The organism is Photobacterium piscicola, assembly GCF_046058925.1.
Classification (GTDB): domain Bacteria; phylum Pseudomonadota; class Gammaproteobacteria; order Enterobacterales; family Vibrionaceae; genus Photobacterium; species Photobacterium piscicola.
This window is the reverse complement of the sequence record NZ_CP175534.1, coordinates 2,117,777-2,134,440: the sequence shown is the minus strand read 5'-3', so window position 1 is coordinate 2,134,440 and position 16,664 is coordinate 2,117,777. Positions and strand designations below refer to the sequence as shown.

Annotated in this window: 15 protein-coding genes and 2 riboswitches; of the genes, 10 read left to right on the top strand and 5 right to left on the bottom strand. The window is 37.8% G+C overall.

All coding sequences use genetic code 11. The features are described from left to right. Positions 1-5 precede the first annotated feature (5 nt). The 4 genes from ihfA to btuD all read left to right on the top strand — a co-directional run bounded on the left by ihfA (position 6) and on the right by btuD (position 3,486). Positions 6-302, top strand: coding sequence for an integration host factor subunit alpha (gene ihfA, locus ACJZU6_RS10140; protein WP_036795089.1), 297 nt, complete (start codon positions 6-8; stop codon positions 300-302). Between the two features lie 220 nt (positions 303-522). Further along, a complete protein-coding gene (locus ACJZU6_RS10135; protein WP_107276152.1) occupies positions 523-1,584 on the top strand; it encodes a succinylglutamate desuccinylase in 1,062 nt (353 codons plus the stop codon). Positions 1,585-1,683: 99 nt separating this feature from the next. Then, positions 1,684-2,676 carry a vitamin B12 ABC transporter permease BtuC gene (btuC, locus tag ACJZU6_RS10130; protein ID WP_080156586.1) on the top strand — a complete coding sequence of 331 codons (993 nt, stop codon included), beginning with the start codon at positions 1,684-1,686 and terminating at the stop codon, positions 2,674-2,676. A gap of 42 nt (positions 2,677-2,718) precedes the next feature. Beyond that, the gene (btuD, locus tag ACJZU6_RS10125; protein WP_408900941.1) at positions 2,719-3,486 is read left to right on the top strand and encodes a vitamin B12 ABC transporter ATP-binding protein BtuD; all 768 of its coding nucleotides are present in this window, start codon (positions 2,719-2,721) and stop codon (positions 3,484-3,486) included. Between the two features lie 86 nt (positions 3,487-3,572). Here btuD and ACJZU6_RS10120 read toward each other — a convergent pair whose 3' ends face one another. Continuing rightward, positions 3,573-5,231, bottom strand: coding sequence for a putative transporter (locus tag ACJZU6_RS10120; RefSeq protein WP_408900204.1), 1,659 nt, complete (start codon positions 5,229-5,231; stop codon positions 3,573-3,575). Positions 5,232-5,527: 296 nt separating this feature from the next. Beyond that, positions 5,528-6,151, bottom strand: a complete 624-nt coding sequence (locus ACJZU6_RS10115; protein WP_327770760.1) for a thiol:disulfide interchange protein DsbA/DsbL — start codon at positions 6,149-6,151, stop codon at positions 5,528-5,530. A 235-nt stretch (positions 6,152-6,386) separates the two neighbouring features. Here ACJZU6_RS10115 and yegD point away from each other — a divergent pair, with 235 nt between their 5' ends. Further along, positions 6,387-7,739, top strand: coding sequence for a molecular chaperone (gene yegD / locus ACJZU6_RS10110; protein ID WP_408900203.1), 1,353 nt, complete (start codon positions 6,387-6,389; stop codon positions 7,737-7,739). Between the two features lie 74 nt (positions 7,740-7,813). On the opposite strand, the gene ACJZU6_RS10105 is transcribed toward yegD, so the two are convergent. Continuing rightward, positions 7,814-8,125 carry a high-potential iron-sulfur protein gene (locus ACJZU6_RS10105; RefSeq protein ID WP_080156582.1) on the bottom strand — a complete coding sequence of 104 codons (312 nt, stop codon included), beginning with the start codon at positions 8,123-8,125 and terminating at the stop codon, positions 7,814-7,816. A 525-nt stretch (positions 8,126-8,650) separates the two neighbouring features. Here ACJZU6_RS10105 and dtpA point away from each other — a divergent pair. Together dtpA and ACJZU6_RS10095 are read left to right on the top strand one after the other, a co-directional pair. Continuing rightward, on the top strand, positions 8,651-10,129 hold the full coding sequence (gene dtpA / locus ACJZU6_RS10100; RefSeq protein ID WP_080156581.1) for a dipeptide/tripeptide permease DtpA: 1,479 nt from the start codon (positions 8,651-8,653) through the stop codon (positions 10,127-10,129). A 42-nt stretch (positions 10,130-10,171) separates the two neighbouring features. Further along, positions 10,172-10,315 (top strand): hypothetical protein, encoded by a 144-nt coding sequence (locus ACJZU6_RS10095; protein ID WP_408900202.1) that lies wholly within the window; start codon positions 10,172-10,174, stop codon positions 10,313-10,315. Between the two features lie 270 nt (positions 10,316-10,585). Here the strand turns inward: ACJZU6_RS10095 and ACJZU6_RS10090 are convergent, their stop codons facing one another. Next, on the bottom strand, positions 10,586-11,986 hold the full coding sequence (locus ACJZU6_RS10090) for a sodium:alanine symporter family protein (RefSeq protein WP_080157196.1): 1,401 nt from the start codon (positions 11,984-11,986) through the stop codon (positions 10,586-10,588). Positions 11,987-12,066: 80 nt separating this feature from the next. After that, positions 12,067-12,165: riboswitch (glycine riboswitch) on the bottom strand. A 19-nt stretch (positions 12,166-12,184) separates the two neighbouring features. Then, positions 12,185-12,325: riboswitch (glycine riboswitch) on the bottom strand. Positions 12,326-12,518: 193 nt separating this feature from the next. Continuing rightward, entirely contained in the window at positions 12,519-13,847 is a 1,329-nt protein-coding gene (locus tag ACJZU6_RS10085) for a glycoside hydrolase family 18 protein (RefSeq protein ID WP_408900201.1), read from the bottom strand. A 359-nt stretch (positions 13,848-14,206) separates the two neighbouring features. Between ACJZU6_RS10085 and ACJZU6_RS10080 the strand changes: the two genes are divergently transcribed. The 3 genes from ACJZU6_RS10080 (at position 14,207) to ACJZU6_RS10070 (ending at position 16,664) form a co-directional block, all read left to right on the top strand. Beyond that, positions 14,207-14,911 carry an AraC family transcriptional regulator gene (locus tag ACJZU6_RS10080; protein WP_080157759.1) on the top strand — a complete coding sequence of 235 codons (705 nt, stop codon included), beginning with the start codon at positions 14,207-14,209 and terminating at the stop codon, positions 14,909-14,911. A gap of 74 nt (positions 14,912-14,985) precedes the next feature. After that, on the top strand, positions 14,986-16,005 hold the full coding sequence (locus tag ACJZU6_RS10075; protein WP_107276148.1) for a J domain-containing protein: 1,020 nt from the start codon (positions 14,986-14,988) through the stop codon (positions 16,003-16,005). 56 nt (positions 16,006-16,061) lie between these two features. After that, complete coding sequence (locus ACJZU6_RS10070; protein WP_408900200.1) at positions 16,062-16,664, top strand: HAD family hydrolase; 603 nt, start codon at positions 16,062-16,064, stop codon at positions 16,662-16,664.

The following is a 16,664-nucleotide window of genomic DNA, read 5'->3' as shown; positions in this document are numbered from 1 at the left end:
TATCTATGGCGCTCACAAAAGCCGATTTGGCTGAGAACCTGTTTGAAAATGTTGGATTAAGCAAACGGGACGCCAAGGATACGGTGGAAGTCTTCTTTGAAGAAGTTAGGAAGGCTCTAGAAAATGGTGAGCAAGTTAAATTATCTGGTTTTGGTAATTTTGATTTGCGTGACAAAAATGAGAGACCTGGAAGAAACCCTAAAACAGGGGAAGATATTCCTATCTCAGCACGCCGTGTCGTTACATTCCGTCCTGGTCAGAAGCTGAAGGCACGTGTCGAAAGTTTAGAAGTTAATAAATAAATCTTTCGCAAGTTTGCTGATCCGAACCGAAACCCAAGTAAATGTATTTTTGCTTGGGTTTTTTATTATCTTATTTTTGCGATTGTGTTGATGGGAGGGCTATATTGAGAGAAAGGGACATTGAATAATTAGAATAGTAGTGGTGGTTATTATAAGGATGAAAGAGAGAGCAAAGATAAGACGAAGGATTGTTTAACATAATGAACATGGAGGTAGTGAAATGACATTAATTGAGCAGATCAAACGAGGGCGATTCCTTGATGCGACGTGTGATTTCTCGCAACCATTTATAGCAGAAGAATGGACATTAGATTCTGGGTTGCATTGTCAATTGTTGTACCGTGGCGTATTACAGATCACGCCAAGGGAGCTATCGAGTGATGCAAAAGATATTGTGTTGTCTTCTGGTATCCACGGTGATGAGACATCACCAATAGAACTTATTCAGCAAGTTGCCTCTAGTATCTTACTTGGCCATATTCAACCCATGCACCGATTATTATTAATTATTGCTCATCCTGAGGCTGTTAATTATCAGCAACGTTTCATGACTGAAAATATGAATCGTTTGTTCCAAGTAAGAAATCCCGAACGAAATAATGAATGTTGCATTGCTAATGCGCTGCAATTAGCCATCAACAGCTTCTATGGTGCTTCTATTGCCATAAGGCCAGAACGATGGCATCTTGACTTGCATTGTGCTATTCGCCCCTCACAACACGACACCTTTGCTATTAGCCCTTATACGGATAAACAGACGCGCAGTAATAAATTGTTTAGTTTTATTCACCATGCAAAACTTGATGCGGTATTGTTGTCTAATACACCGTCACCGACTTTTGCTTGGTACAGTGCTGAATATCATGGTGCACAAGCACTTACAGTAGAACTTGGACGAGTGGGTAAGATTGGGCATAATGATTTTACGTTATTAGCACCATTTAAAGATGCGATGCTGCAATTAATTACTGGTGCGGCTTTACCTATTATTTGGACCAGTGAAGTTGCGGTGTATCAAGTCAGTCGCACTATTATTAAGCGTCACGATGATTTCTTTTTTACCTTTAACGATGATGTCGCTAATTTTACTTTTTTTGCAGAAGGCGATGATTTTGCAATTGAAGGCGATCAAACTTATAGCGCAGCTACTGGTGGTGAGGCGGTTGTTTTTCCTAACCGACATGTGATCCTTGGACAGCGAGCTGCATTGATGGTTAAGAAAGCGAATTTGATCTTTGATGAGCAAGTGCGAGTTTGTGCTATAGCTAACACATCATATTGATAACTACCTTTAATGCTTCTCTTTTTCCTCTATTTATTTGCATTATAATATCGGCTATGTATGGTATTTAGCCTTATTCTTTGAGCGTAATAAGTATTGATGTTGTTAAATGAATTATTATCCCGACAGCAACGACGATGGCGTACCTGTTTGATTGTGTCGTCGCTGCTGTTAGTGGTTATTTGTGTGTTTGCTGTTGCTGTTGGTGAAGTCTGGATTTTACCGTGGGCTCCGAATGGCGCACTTGAGCAACAATTATTATTACAATTACGAATACCACGCGTATTAGCCGCCTTAATTGTTGGTGCGGCATTGGCAAGTTCAGGGGCGGTATTACAAGTATTATTAGGTAATCCATTAGCAGAACCTGGTGTGTTAGGTATTTCGGGTGGTGCCAGTCTGGCCGTAGTGCTATTACTTTTTGTGACCGCTATTACACCAACGCCTTTTATTACCATGATGGCAGCGATGGCTGGCGCGTTATTGTTTACTCTTATTCTCGTTGGCTTTTCACGTCGCCAAAAAATCTCAATGGCGCGCTTATTATTAATTGGCGTTGCGCTTGGTATTTTATCAGGGGCAGTGGTGACATGGGCGTTTTATTTCAGTGATGATTTAAGTATGCGCCAATTGATGTATTGGTTGATGGGCAGTGTTGGTGGTGTGAGTTGGGAGCAATTGTCACTCTTATTTGTGATTGTGCCAGTATTGATCGTGCTTTGTATGCAAGGTAAATCATTGGATGTGATGATGCTGGGTGATGTGACTGCGCGGCAATTAGGCGTCGATGTTAGACGTATTCGATGGTTATTGATTTTGATGATCTCGTTATTGGTGGGCTGTTCGGTGGCACTTGCTGGGGTGATTGGGTTTGTTGGTTTAGTTGTCCCGCACTTATTACGGTTACAGTTTGGTACTGAAAATCGGTATTTACTGCCTCTTTCTGCTATTTGTGGCGGCATATTATTAGTATTAGCTGACACCTTATCACGAGTATTATTAGCTGACGCAGATCTACCTATTGGAGTGGTGACAACGTCACTAGGCGCACCCGTGTTTATTTGGATGCTGATGCGTTCGCAGTTGGATTAAATTATGGCAACAAAATTGGATAATGACGCGAGCTCGACATCAATGACTGTCGTTTTAACTGCTCAAAATATCGCTTTTGTGCCACGGTTGTTACCGTTGTCATTAACTCTTTATTCTGGGCAAATCACGCATGTTATAGGGCCTAATGGTAGCGGTAAGAGTACAGTACTCTCTATTTTATCAGGATTATTTGATTATAGTGGTCGTATTAAATTACTGAATATTGATTTGGCGGATTATGATTTGCCATCGTTAGCACATGTTCGTAGTTATTTATCACAACAAGATAAACCCAGTTTTTCTATTCCTGTATTTCAATATTTATCTTTGGCGGTTTCTGCTTTGCAGAATGTTGACATGACACAATTGCAATTGGCATTAGATGAAATATGTCAGCGTCTAGATATTCAAGATAAGTTATCACGCAATATTCAACAATTATCTGGTGGTGAATGGCAACGAGTACGACTTGCCGCTGCATGTTTACAAGTTTGGCCAACGATTAACCCCGAAGCAACGCTATTATTGCTTGATGAACCTGCTGCCGCTTTAGATATTGGTCAAGAAGCGGCGATGTATCAATTAGTCCGAAAAATGTCACAGCAGGGTATTACGGTTGTTATGGTGAATCATGATCTCAATCGAACCTTACGTGAAGCGGATAATGTGATGTTGCTAGATCAGGGACGATGTGTTGCGTTTGGTGGTGTTGAGCAGGTTATGGCTGTTGAGAGTTTACAAGCAGTGTTTAAAACCGGTATTGATAAAATAGATCATAATGGCATGCCATGTTTAGTGTTTGTTGATTAATAAGCTGCTGTTGAATTGTTCGATATTTTTTAGTCGTGAGTAACAGCCATTATCGTTTAAATATTGACGATAATGGCTGTTTTTTGTTATCCAATCCAGAGTAGGATCGCCAGTATTTGCGGTGATAAAATACGTAAACACATCACTAGAGGATAAACGGTTGCATATGAAAGTGCCGCAGCACCATTACTAGGATGCAGTCCATTTGCAAATGCTAGTGCTGGTGGATCTGTCATTGATCCGGCTAACATGCCACACATAGAAAGGTAGTTAAGTTCACCAAATATGCGCGCAATACAGCCTGTAATGATTAAAGGAATGAAAGTGATTAAGGCACCATAAGCCATCCAACTAAAACCATCACCATTGACCAAAGTGTCAATGAAACCACTGCCTGATTTTAATCCCACCACCGCCAAGAATAAGACAATACCTATTTCACGTAATGCTAAGTTAGCGCTAGGTGGCATAAACCAATAAAGTTTACCAATACTACCAATACGAGCCAGTATTAAGGCAACAATTAAAGGTCCACCAGCAAGACCAAGCTTGAGTGCGGCAGGAAATCCTGGTAGATACAAAGGAATTGAACCTAATAAGATACCTAAGCCGATACCAATAAAGATAGGTAGCATTTGTACGTGTTGGAGTTTTTGTTCAGCATTACCCACCATGCCGCTTACGGCAGCAATAGCATCTTTACTACCAACAAGGTTAAGAATATCACCAAATTGGAGTGATGTTTGGCTATTAGGTACTAATTCAACACCGGCTCGGTTAAGCCGAGAAATCACCACATCATATTTTTCTTTTAATTCCAATTCACGAATTTTTTTGCCTAATACAATTTCATTCGTGACCACTAAACGTTCAACTTGTAAATCAGTACCTTTTGTTGAAAGGGAGATATCAACAATATCACCAATCACTAATCGTGCTTTCTCAAGTGCCACTTTTGTACCCACTAAATGTAATACATCGTTGAGTTCAATCGCGGTTGATTCTTTAGGTATCGATAGTTGATTACCTCGTTTTAAGCGTGAACAAATAATAGCGCCTTCGGTGATCGCTGGAATTTGAACAAAGGTAAGGCCATTTAAATTAGGATTGCGAACGGCAACGTTGAGCGTTTGTAAGCCTTCTTTTTTGTCACCACTGTTAGAGTTGTAGACCATTGCTTCTTTATCAATATTAACTTTAAATATTAATCGTAATAGCCACATTGTGATGAGGATGCCACAAATACCAAAAGGATAAGCGACGGCATAGCCCATACCGGTTATATCTAATAAATCAGCGGATACACCGAGCTCTGATAGAATTTGTTGTCCTGCACCTAATGCTGGCGTATTTGTGACAGCGCCAGAATAGATACCCAATAAAATGGGGAGTGGTACATCAAAAACAATATATAGCACGATTGCGACGACACAGCCTAATAATACGACCAGTGCTGCAAAACCATTGAGTTTTAAACCAGAACTACGTAAAGATGCAAAAAAGCCAGGTCCAACTTGAATACCAATAGTGTAGACAAATAAAATCAAACCGAATTCTTGAATAAAATGTAAAGTATGTGCATTTAAAGTGATGCCCATTGTTTCGGTATAATGTCCGACAATAATTCCACCAAATAATACGCCACCAATACCTAGACCGACGCCTTTAATGCGCCAGTTTCCCATCCATAAACCGAGTACAGCTACCAGTGATAATATACTGATAGATAAAGCAATATCACTCATAACAAGCACCTCCTTGTTAACGTTAAAAATCCATTTATACCTATTATAATAAGCACCTATATTTGTACGACAAATTAAGGGTGAATGTTATAGCTTTTTTATGAAAATGGGGTGGGGTATGAATAATTAACTGTAAATAGAATGATGGAGTGATATTTAAAAAATATTGATGGCGAGATTATTAATCTTAGGGTAAGTGGTTTATGACTTCACACTGTTTTTATTCGTTATTCTTCTTTTTTTGAATAAAAAAATACCTGCCAATGGCAGGTATTTATAACAGAATATTCAAATGATTATTGTTTGTTTTTTAGATAATCAATGGTGTTTGCTAAATCTTGTAGGTTCTTATGAGCGCTGGTATTTACAAGATATTTGCCATTGATTAGGAAGGCAGGCACTGATTCTAGTGCTGCATTACGGACAATATCTTCTGACTGTTGGAACATCTTAAAGACTTGTTTTTGTTGAGCTTCTGTTAGCTCATAAGGGCTTTTTAGTTTGTTATCATGGAAGATCTTATCAATAGCAGCTTTACGTTGATCTGCTGTCATGTCTTTTGGTGAGTCTTGTACAAACGCAAATAATTGCTCAACTAATGCGTGGCTTGGGTTGTTATCTGTTTGTACCATTGCGGCATAGAAGATGAAGGCGGCTTTTTGAGCGCTTTCATTAAAAATAACGTGAACTTGCTTAATATTGCTATTCGTTAATTTTTTGATTTCTGGAAGAATGCTTTCCATTTTACGGCAATGACCGCAAGAAAGAGAAAAAATTTCGGTGATGCCCTTCATTTCAGGCATAGGTGTTGGGATCACTGAGTACTGATCACCTTCTTGTGGTGTTTTTGAATCAGAACAGCCAGATAATGCAAAAACAGTAAATAGTAGAACAAAAAAAGCTTGATAAATACGTTTCATGTTTCGGTACTTTTATAAATAAGAATTATTCCATTATGTCGATAATTTATGATAAATGCATCGATAAAATGATAAAAACTCATAAAAAATGTGCCACTTAATTCATTTGTGTACGAATATTAAACGTTTATAGGTGCCGAGAGGTTATCTAATATTAAGCGTGAATATCTCCGTGTGTTGCGCCTTATAATCAGCTATTATTAGCGGCTTTTTTGCCGCATGTGAGTGTTAATCGATGTACATTGGATTTGATTATGGAACCGCGAATTGTTCGGTTGCAGTGATGGAAGATAGTAAGCCTAAACTTTTACCGTTAGAGAACAATAATCAATATATTCCGTCGACCTTATGTGCACCGACACGAGAAGCAGTGTCTGAATATCTGTATCGCTTTATGGGGGTTTCACCATCAAACAGTGTTGGTGAGCAAGTTTTACGTCGCGCAATGGCTTTTAATCGAGAAGAAGATATTGAGGTTGTTGCTGGCGATGTACAGTTTGGACAGGCTGCACTTGATCTTTATCTTGATGATCCCGAAGAAGTCTATTATGTAAAATCACCAAAATCATTTTTGGGTGCCAATGGCTTACGTGATGGTCAAATTAGTTTTTTTGAAGATCTTGTTTGCGCAATGATGGTCAACATTAAACGTACGGCCGAGCAAAGTTTACAACAAGATATCACCAGTACCGTTATTGGACGTCCGGTAAACTTTCAAGGGATTGGTGGCGAAAATGCTAACCAACAAGCAGAAGGGATTTTATCTCAGGCTGCAAAACGAGCTGGCTTTAAAAATGTGTGCTTTCAATTTGAACCCGTTGCTGCTGGGCTTGAGTATGAATCAACCTTAACCGCAGATAAAACTGTGCTGGTGGTTGATATCGGTGGTGGTACAACTGACTGCTCATTAATTCAGATGGGACCTAGTTTTCGTCATTTAACCGATCGTAGTTCAAGTTTATTGGCGCATAGTGGTCAACGTATTGGTGGTAATGATCTTGATATCCATTTAGCGTTTAAACAACTTATGCCTCAATTTGGTTTAGGCAGCAAAACGGTACGTGGTATTGATATGCCGTTTAATCAGTTTTGGAACCCGATTGCGATTAATAATGTTGCAGCACAGACTGAATTTTACGGTGATGCTAATTTACGTGCGCTAGAAAAGTTGCGTCACGATGCAGCTGATCCACAATTATTGTCACGATTGATTCATGTGTATCATGAGACACTTGGTTATCAGATTATTCGCCATGCAGAAGAGGCGAAAATTACACTATCGAGCCAAGCTCACCACACGGTGAATATGGCATTGATGCAAGATTTATTTCATGTGGATATTTCAGCACAGCAGTTAGCAGAAGCAATTGAAACACCGAAAGAGAAAATGCGAGAGCTTGTCATTGAAGCGATGGCTCAAAGTCAAATTAAGCCTGATGCTATCTTCATGACCGGTGGTACTGCACGTTCACCTATTTTACGCCAATGCATAGAGCAACAGTTACCGAATATTCCTATCGTAAGCGGGAGCTACTTTGGTTCTGTAACGGCGGGATTAGCGCGTTGGGGTGAGCGTTGTTACCGCTAAACGAATAACGGTAATAATATAAAAATGCCTGCGCTATGACGCAGGCATTTTTAAATGATAACGGGAAATAATACTTATGCGGGTTTGGGTGCATAAGCTGAACACCAACCATTGATATTGACTGCTTTACCTGGGAATAGAGCACAAGGTTGCCAGTGATTATTATTGATACCATTGCGAATTAATAAGCAGTTTTTGCATTGCTGGTTCTTGACCGTCGATTGATTTACATATTTTAGTGCGACAGCTTGTGGGTTACTTTCTTCTAGATGAGGAAGATCCGCCGCATATGCTGGGCGTATAAGAAATTTATTCCCCATGGTTAATCCAATAATACCACTTGCAGTAAATTGCATAAAACGACGCCGTGATAATGTAGTTCGCATAATACTTACCTTATTCTTCATATTGAATATTTATATTGAGTAAAACTTAATAAGAGTAAAAATAAGTAACGTAATTAATCTAACAATATGACCTATATTCTCGTTTTTAAATAATAGTATAGGAAGAGATAAAAAAGATTATAAAAGAGTCTATTTCTATTACCTTAAACAGAAATGATAATCATTATTATTTGTAATAATTATATTTAAATAAATGATAATATATTAAATTAATATTCGAACGATGTTTTAATGCTGTAATTGTATGTTTAAAAAGAAATTAATAAAAATAACATATTGGTGGTATTTAATATTCCATTTTCGGTGTCTTTATTTATTGTTTTATTTCAGTCTTAATGTAAGAAAATGCATAACTATAATCTGTAGCTGCTTTTTATTTTATATTCATTACTAATAAAACGGTATAGCGTCATTATTCTTGTTATTTCACATTGGGGCGAAATAACACTAAGAAATATACGTGTTTAGATTAGTTTTACCTGAAACCTTTCAAGGAAACAGCATATGTCTGACGGGAACGTATTTAAACAACCAAAACCGTTCTATTTGATATTTTCAATTGAATTCTGGGAACGTTTTGGTTTCTACGGTATGCAAGCAATTTTAACTGTTTATATGGTTAAAATTCTTGGCATGTCAGAAACTGCTTCTTTTACTTTATTTGGTGCCTTTTCTGCATTAGTTTATGGCTCTGTTGCTATCGGTGGCTGGGTAGGGGATAAAGTTCTCGGAACAAAAAGAACCATCAGATTAGGCGCGATGGTGCTTGTTGTTGGTTATGCTTTATTAGGTTTATCTGCAACCAGTGGTTACGGTGGTTCAGATCTTATCTATATAGCAATGGGCTTTATTACCATGGGTAATGGCTTATTTAAGGCAAACCCTTCAAGTTTACTAGCAAAAGTTTATGGTAAAGACGATCCCCGCCTAGATGGTGCATTTACAATGTACTATATGGCTATCAACCTAGGTTCGTTTTTCTCAATGCTATTATCACCATGGATCGCAGAAAGATTTGGTTATGACTTTGCTTTTGGTGTGAGTGCTGCAGGCCTGGTTATTACTCTTATTAACTTCTTTATTAGTGGTCATATTGTTAAAACTATCGGTTCTAAGCCGGATATGAAGCCTGTTAACAAAACATATTACCTTGGCGTTGTTATCGGTACTATTGTATTAAGTTTTGTTAGCTCAGTATTATTACAGCACCTATTTTATGCACATGCTATTTTAATTGTTGTTGGTTGTACAATTGTTGGTTTGTACTTTAAAGAGCTATTCTCAACATCAGGTATTGAACGTGCAAAAATGTTCGTTGCCTTTATATTAATGCTACAAGGTGTAGTGTTCTTTGTTCTTTATTTCCAAATGCCGACATCACTGAACTTCTTTGCTATCCATAATATTTCTCATGACTTATTTGGTATCAGTGTTGCGCCTGAACAGTTTCAAGCACTTAATCCATTATGGATCATGATTGCCAGCCCAGTACTTGCGATGATTTACAATAAATATGGCGATCGTTTCTCTATGCCATTTAAATTTGCATTGGGCATGGTGTTATGTAGCTTGTCATTCTTAGTGTTAGTACTTGGTGCGCATTTTGCCAATAGCGATGGTATTGTTGATTCAAACTGGCTTATTGTTTCTTATGGATTCCAATCTATCGGTGAGTTATTCGTATCTGGTCTTGGTTTAGCAATGGTAGCTCAACTTGTACCACAACGTATGATGGGCTTTGCAATGGGTATGTGGTTCCTAACATCAGCAACTGCTGCGGTTGTTGCGGGTTGGGTTGCGACGCTAACTGCAGCGCCTGCAAACGTTATTGAACCGCATCAAACACTAATGTTATATAGCCATGTGTTTGGTATTATTGGTTACTCTACTGCGGGTATTGCTCTGTTCACTATGATTATTGCGCCTAAGCTAACACGTGTTATGCGTGGTGAAGATACACCAGCGGCAGTAACCGCAGCATAATCATAAGCTAATCTCATAAGTTAAAAGTATAAAATTAAACGGATGCCGACTGATAAAGTCATTGGCATCCGTTTTTTTTTGTTAATAATGCGAGAGCAGGAAGAGCAGGAAGAGCAGGAAGAGCAGGAAGAGCAGGAAGAGCAGGAAGAGCAGGAAGGGCAGGGTATGTGTTATTGCGTAGATTAGTATCAAATATAGAAGAGTCACATTCATCTGTATTGATGTTGGTAACGTGGTAATGATTAGCTTGTTAATGGTGTTACTGTTGAAGAGCCTAAGGATGTGATAGATATCGATGTAATAAGAGGGGCGTTAGAGCTGAGCGAGATGATGATGGACTGCTTATGGCAAGCAAGAGACGGTTTAATAAGTAAAACAGGATTAATAAGAAGCAAAAAAGCCTCAGTATCACGTTGCAGTGATGGACTGAGGCTTTTTATTGTGAGCTAAGATTAATTAGCTTACTGAGATTGGATCGTTATTTTCGCGCTGTGACTTTAGGCTTGCGAAGTATTGCTGAGTTTCAGCAATAACAACATGGCGTAATACCACTAAACCAATCAGGTTTGGAATAGCCATTAAACCATTAACAATATCAGCAATAACCCAAATCATATCAAGTTGCATGAAAGCGCCACTTGCGATGAGGACTAAGAAAACTAACTTGTATGGCATGATTGCTTTTACGCCAAATAAATACGTAATACAGCGCTCACCGTAGTAGTTCCAACCTAAAATAGTAGTAAAGGCAAAGAACATTAGGCCAACAGAGACCATTAACGGACCATAGTAATCAGAATTCAAACCAGCAGCAAAGGCATGTGTTGTCATGGTTGCACCAGCGAAATCACCAGTCCATGCACCTGTTACTACAAGGGTTAAGCCTGTCATTGTACAGATGATGATCGTATCAAAGAACGTACCTGTCATTGAGACTAAGCCTTGGCGTACACATGAATTTGTCTGCGCCGCAGCGGCAGCAATAGGCGCACTGCCTAGTCCTGATTCATTTGAGAATACACCTCGGGCAATACCTGATTGAATCGCAAGCATCATTCCGGCACCAACAAAACCACCCGTAGCCGCATGACCCGTAAAGGCTGATTGAATAACCGTTTCAATGGCAGCGGGTAGTGCATGGAAGTTAGTACCTAAAACGATTAAGCAAGCCATAATATAAAAGCCAGCCATCAGTGGTACAACCGTACTTGCTACTTTAGAAATTGATTGAATACCGCCTAATGTTACTGTTGCAACTAAGAGCGTTAATATAACAACCGTAATTTCTTTAGGTGCGCTAAATGAAATATGTGCAGCTTCTACTATAGCGTTTGCTTGTGGAAAGGTACCAATACCAAAACAAGCAACACCCACAGCAAAAATTGCAAACAGTTTAGCAAGCCATTTACTGCCAACCCCTTTTTCAAGGTAGTACATTGGGCCACCAAGAATTTGACCATTAGCGTCAACTTCTCTGTATTTAACGGCTAATAGACATTCCGCATATTTTGTTGCCATGCCAAATAAAGCAGCAAGCCACATCCAAAATAGTGCACCGGGACCACCGAGTTTAATTGCGGTTGCAACACCAACAATATTACCTGTACCAATTGTTGCAGATAAAGCAGTGCACAAAGCAGCAAAGCTTGAAACGTCACCTTCGCCACGGCTATCTGGATCTTTTTTACCACCAAAAACATATTGTAATGCCAGTGGTAGGTATCGAATCTGGATAAAACCAAGTCGAATTGTGAGGTATAAACCTGTGCCTACTAATAAAATTAATAGGGGCGGTCCCCAAACAAAGCTATCTAACGTGCGTAGAAAATTAAAAATTGTGTCATGTAGTGGATTCATTATTCCTCCTTCAACGTACAAAGGAAGAGATACAGAACAACAGGTAAATGTTAGTTACAGAATGGCTTCTGGTTGCTGCTCTTATCTCCTCTGTCCTTTTGCCTGAGAGTTTCACCGTTATATTGCAACGGTTTGCTCCTTCGGCGCTCGATTTAACGAGTCTCTCCAGAGGCTCCTCCAATAACAGTCCATACCTATTGCATTACTGCAACCTGGTGCCTGAAAGATTTACGAGTGACAACCTGATGGGATCATGTTGTTTTTCGCTTACTTCTTCGGCGGGCCGACGTGTTATACCATCATGGTATTCGTCAATGGCCGCTCTCCTGCTATCTTCATCGGAACTCATTTCGCCCGCAATGTTAGGGGATAAAAATGTGATTGTCAGCAAAAAAGTAAAAAAAAAAGCGCTAGCGAAATAAAATAAGCGTCAGAGGACAATAAAAGGAATATTCCGTATAAAAATAAACCAGCTAAAGAGCCATCAGTTATGCTAGCGCAATTGATATTAATAGTAAGTTATACTTGATAACTAAGGATTTAAATTATTATCGAGTATGGTGATCAGTTCATTATTAGCGTCAGAGGTAATTTCCCAACCAAACACCCCGCCAAGTTTATGTTGCTTTGCATAATCCGCTTTAGCTTTGAGAGAACGTTTATCTTCAAAACTAATATATTCTTTATTTTTTTGATTATAGAGTACAGCAGCTTCTGCATGCTGGTCATAGTAATAACGATAGCCTAATTTAGGATTGTTAATAAAATATTTGCTGATATCACTGTAAGTAAAATACCCAGGATCTTTAATGTCAGAACCTTTACCTAATCCACCTAAGCTCTGTAAATTTTCAAGTTTGTCGGGGAATATAACATCAACACCTTGCCATCCTCTGCCATAAAAAGCACTACCAATAATAATCTTATGTGGATCAACCTGTTTTTCTATCAGTGTTTTTACTAGATTATCCACAGAATTATTATTTGGTGTATTGGAGGTACTGTATAGATTGCTGTGATGGCCAACGACGTTACTCCAATTGCCTAAGAAATCAAAACTCATTAAATAGAGTTGATCTAAATGATTAGCAACATGGGTCCAGTTGATACCGGGTAAGGTTTTTTTGTCGGCGTTGATTGCCGCTGAAAGTTGGTAATGACGGTTATTCTTACTTCCTAAGCTATCTAATTTATGCCGTAATTCCGCAATTAAAAGGCTATAGGCTTCTCGCTCTTGCGATACTGTATCCTTGCCTTTTCCTGATAACCCGTACCCACCAGGATATTCCCAGTCAATTTGGATACCATCAAAAAAATCGTATTTCGTGATTAAATCTATGGCAGAGTTTACAAATGTCTGGCGATAAATAGAATTAACGGCAATTGTATGAAAGGGTTCTGAAAGGCTCCAGCCACCAAAACTTGGAAGGATATTTAAGTGAGGGTGTTTTTCTGACAGTAGTTTTAATTGGCCAAAATTACCTTTATAACTGACATTCTTGGCCGTTTTACCCGCAAGTTTTATTTGTAGTGCGGCATATTCATCTAAAATAATGGCTGTGCCAATAGGTTTATCTTTACATTGGGTTTTAATTATTTTTTTGATGTTATCAGGTGAAGAGTCGACGGGCCCACAGGCTGCTAGAAATGCGTAAATAAGATGAGTTAATTTCTCCGCTGGAACCATGCTAGCAGAGTATGGGTTGTTAGGTGTATAGACTTTCCAATCAGGATAATAAGCGGCCACGACATAAGGGCGATCATGTTCAGCAGCATGAGCAATATTTATTTGAGATACTAAGCTACAGGCTAACAACGGGTATACAGAAAAAGAACGAATTGAGGCTAAAAAAGAAGTCATTTACGTTTAATCAAAATATAAGAACTGCTGCTATTATTGACCGTATCTATAATATCCCGATAACCGTTTGTTATTGTTATTAGATATGCATCACAAAACAATGACTTATTCAAATCGCTGACATGAGTCAGGTAACGCTATAACCTGTTGAATATTCTTTTTGATTATCGTTTTATTTTCTATTGGTATATTGAAGTAATAGTGTTGAAATCTAATATTTGGAACAGCAGAATTAATAAGATTAAATTATTTTATTAATAGCATGTAATTATTTTCTTATTTAAAGGTATAAATACGCTTTATATTAAAGACGTAAAGTTGGATAACCAAGTGTGTTAGTTGTGGTGTTCGGGGGTAATATGATCTGGGTTAATTGCTGCCATAAAGAAAAATATACCAGTGTTAAAAATAATCTTGTTAAATATCATAATGTTTTAGAAATATCACCTTATGAATTGTTATTAACGATGACTGGATATGAATTGATTTTCATTGAAATTGAAAATTCACAATCTAATGGTTTTAAATTATTACGAATTATCAAACAACATTATCCTATTGTTAAAATTGTGATTGTTTATCATGATTTAGATTCTGAGTTAGCGATTGTTGCATTACGAGCTGGTGCGGAAGATATTTTAGTTGCTAGTGCTAATAGACAAAAAATTGATAGTTGTTTAAGTCGGCTACATACTCATAAAGAAGAAATTGTTATTGATGATGATATATCACAACGTGAACGATCTATATTACCTGCATTATCTATTATTGATAATGATATTAGTGCGCCACTGCGAGAGGAAGAATTAGCGAAAGCGTGTGATTTTTCAGCTACTTATTTTTCTCGATTATTTCATACAACAATGGGTGTTACATTAAAACAGTATATTATTCAAAAAAGATTAGATTTAGCCTGTGGATTATTAAGTTCTGATCATGAAAAAATCGCATCAGTGGCAACTTCTGCAGGCTTTAAAGATGTTTCGTATTTTTCTCGAGTATTTAAAAAACACATCGGTTGTTCTCCGGGAAAGTTTCGATCAAATAATTATAAAGAATCATAGCGGGTGGATCATCATTTACAGGTAATAGAGGAGTTGTTTATAATTATATTATACTTTTTTTGATGATTTGATTAATGACAACATTTCATGAATTACTTGGTACTGATGATAGCTGTTCGACAACAGAGATAAAGAAAAAATATCGTCAATTATCAAATAGGCTACATCCTGATAAAGGAGGCTCTCAAGCATTAATGCAGATGTTGAGCATGGCCTATCAACAAGTAATTAAAGGTGAGGGTAATAAAAAATGCTCAGATGCCATCCTTAAACAGGCAGAGAAGAATGATCAAGGTAATGATTTTAAAAGTAAAATAGCAGAACTGGTTAAAGAAAAAGAAAAACTACAAGATTTACTTGAACAACATAAGCAAAATGTTGAGCATGCTTTTACTGCGGGTGAAAACAGTGCACGGCAAACATTGTTATTATTACAAGCGGCGAATAATAGTCTTAATAAGCAACTGGTTTTTTTACGTCGCCAATTAGATGAAGGGGAGAATAAAAATTCCATCTCTAAAAAGTCGAATAAAAAATATTGTTTTGTTATGTTATTTATTCTTTTTGTCATTATTGTCGTGACAGGAGGATTTTTTCATTATCAAAGACAACATCAGCAGCCACTATCTCAGGCTCCAGATTTGGTTCCTGTTCCTATTGCTGCTCAAGTTAAAAATGTTATTGCCACTCAACTTGCAACTGTTGATTATGCCGATTCTATAAATAATGTAGCTCGAATAATGATGATGCATACTACGGGTTTATGGCAACAACGTTACTATGAAGGTACTCGACAACCTTATATTGCAGTACGCAGTATTAATGGCTCTTATATTGTAAAAGATTGTCAGGGAACTTTTAGCTATTATTCTAACCGTACACATAATACAGCACATGTACCTGTTAATTTAATTTTTAGCACTAATGATCGTCAATTTTCAGTCTATAGAATACCTTATGGTAATGGTTCTAGTGAGCAACAATGGTTAAATAGCAAGAGTCTTGTTATTAATGATAATATTTTTAGTAATAATGGCTATCAATCAAGTGCATTAGCACTAGCTTCAGTATGCAGTAATACCACGCCTTTTTAGTGGTAACGGCTATTATCTAAAATATGCATAAATAGAATCAAAATCAGGAGTGTTTAATGGATTTATCGTTATACCAAGGGATTATTTTTGACATGGATGGCACATTGGTTGATTCAATGCCCGCACATATAAAAGCATGGCAACACACATGTCATGATTTTGGGTTGCCATTTGAGCACGATTGGTTTTATTCAATGGGAGGCTCACCCACGATAAATACAGCGATAGCATTATTAAACAAACACGAGATTGATGCCGATCCCCAGTTACTTGTGATGAGTAAATTACGCCATTTTGATGAGATCAAGCATAAGGGCGATATTATTCCAGCTACATTTGCTGTGTTGCAGCAACAAAAAAACGTAAATAAACGTATTGCTGTGGGGACAGGATGTTATCGTCACCACGCTTTAGATATATTAACAACCTTAGGTATTTTTCCCTTGTTAGATGCAGTGGTCACTGCAAATGATGTCCAGCGTCATAAACCATTACCTGATACCTTTATTGAAGCGGCACGTTTACTTGATGTACCAACAGCACAATGTGTGGTATTTGAAGATACTGAATTAGGTTGCCAAGCTGCATATGCGGCAGGAATAGATTGTTATCGAGTTAGAGATGGTGTGATTTGTGAATTTATAGCGTTTAAATCCTAA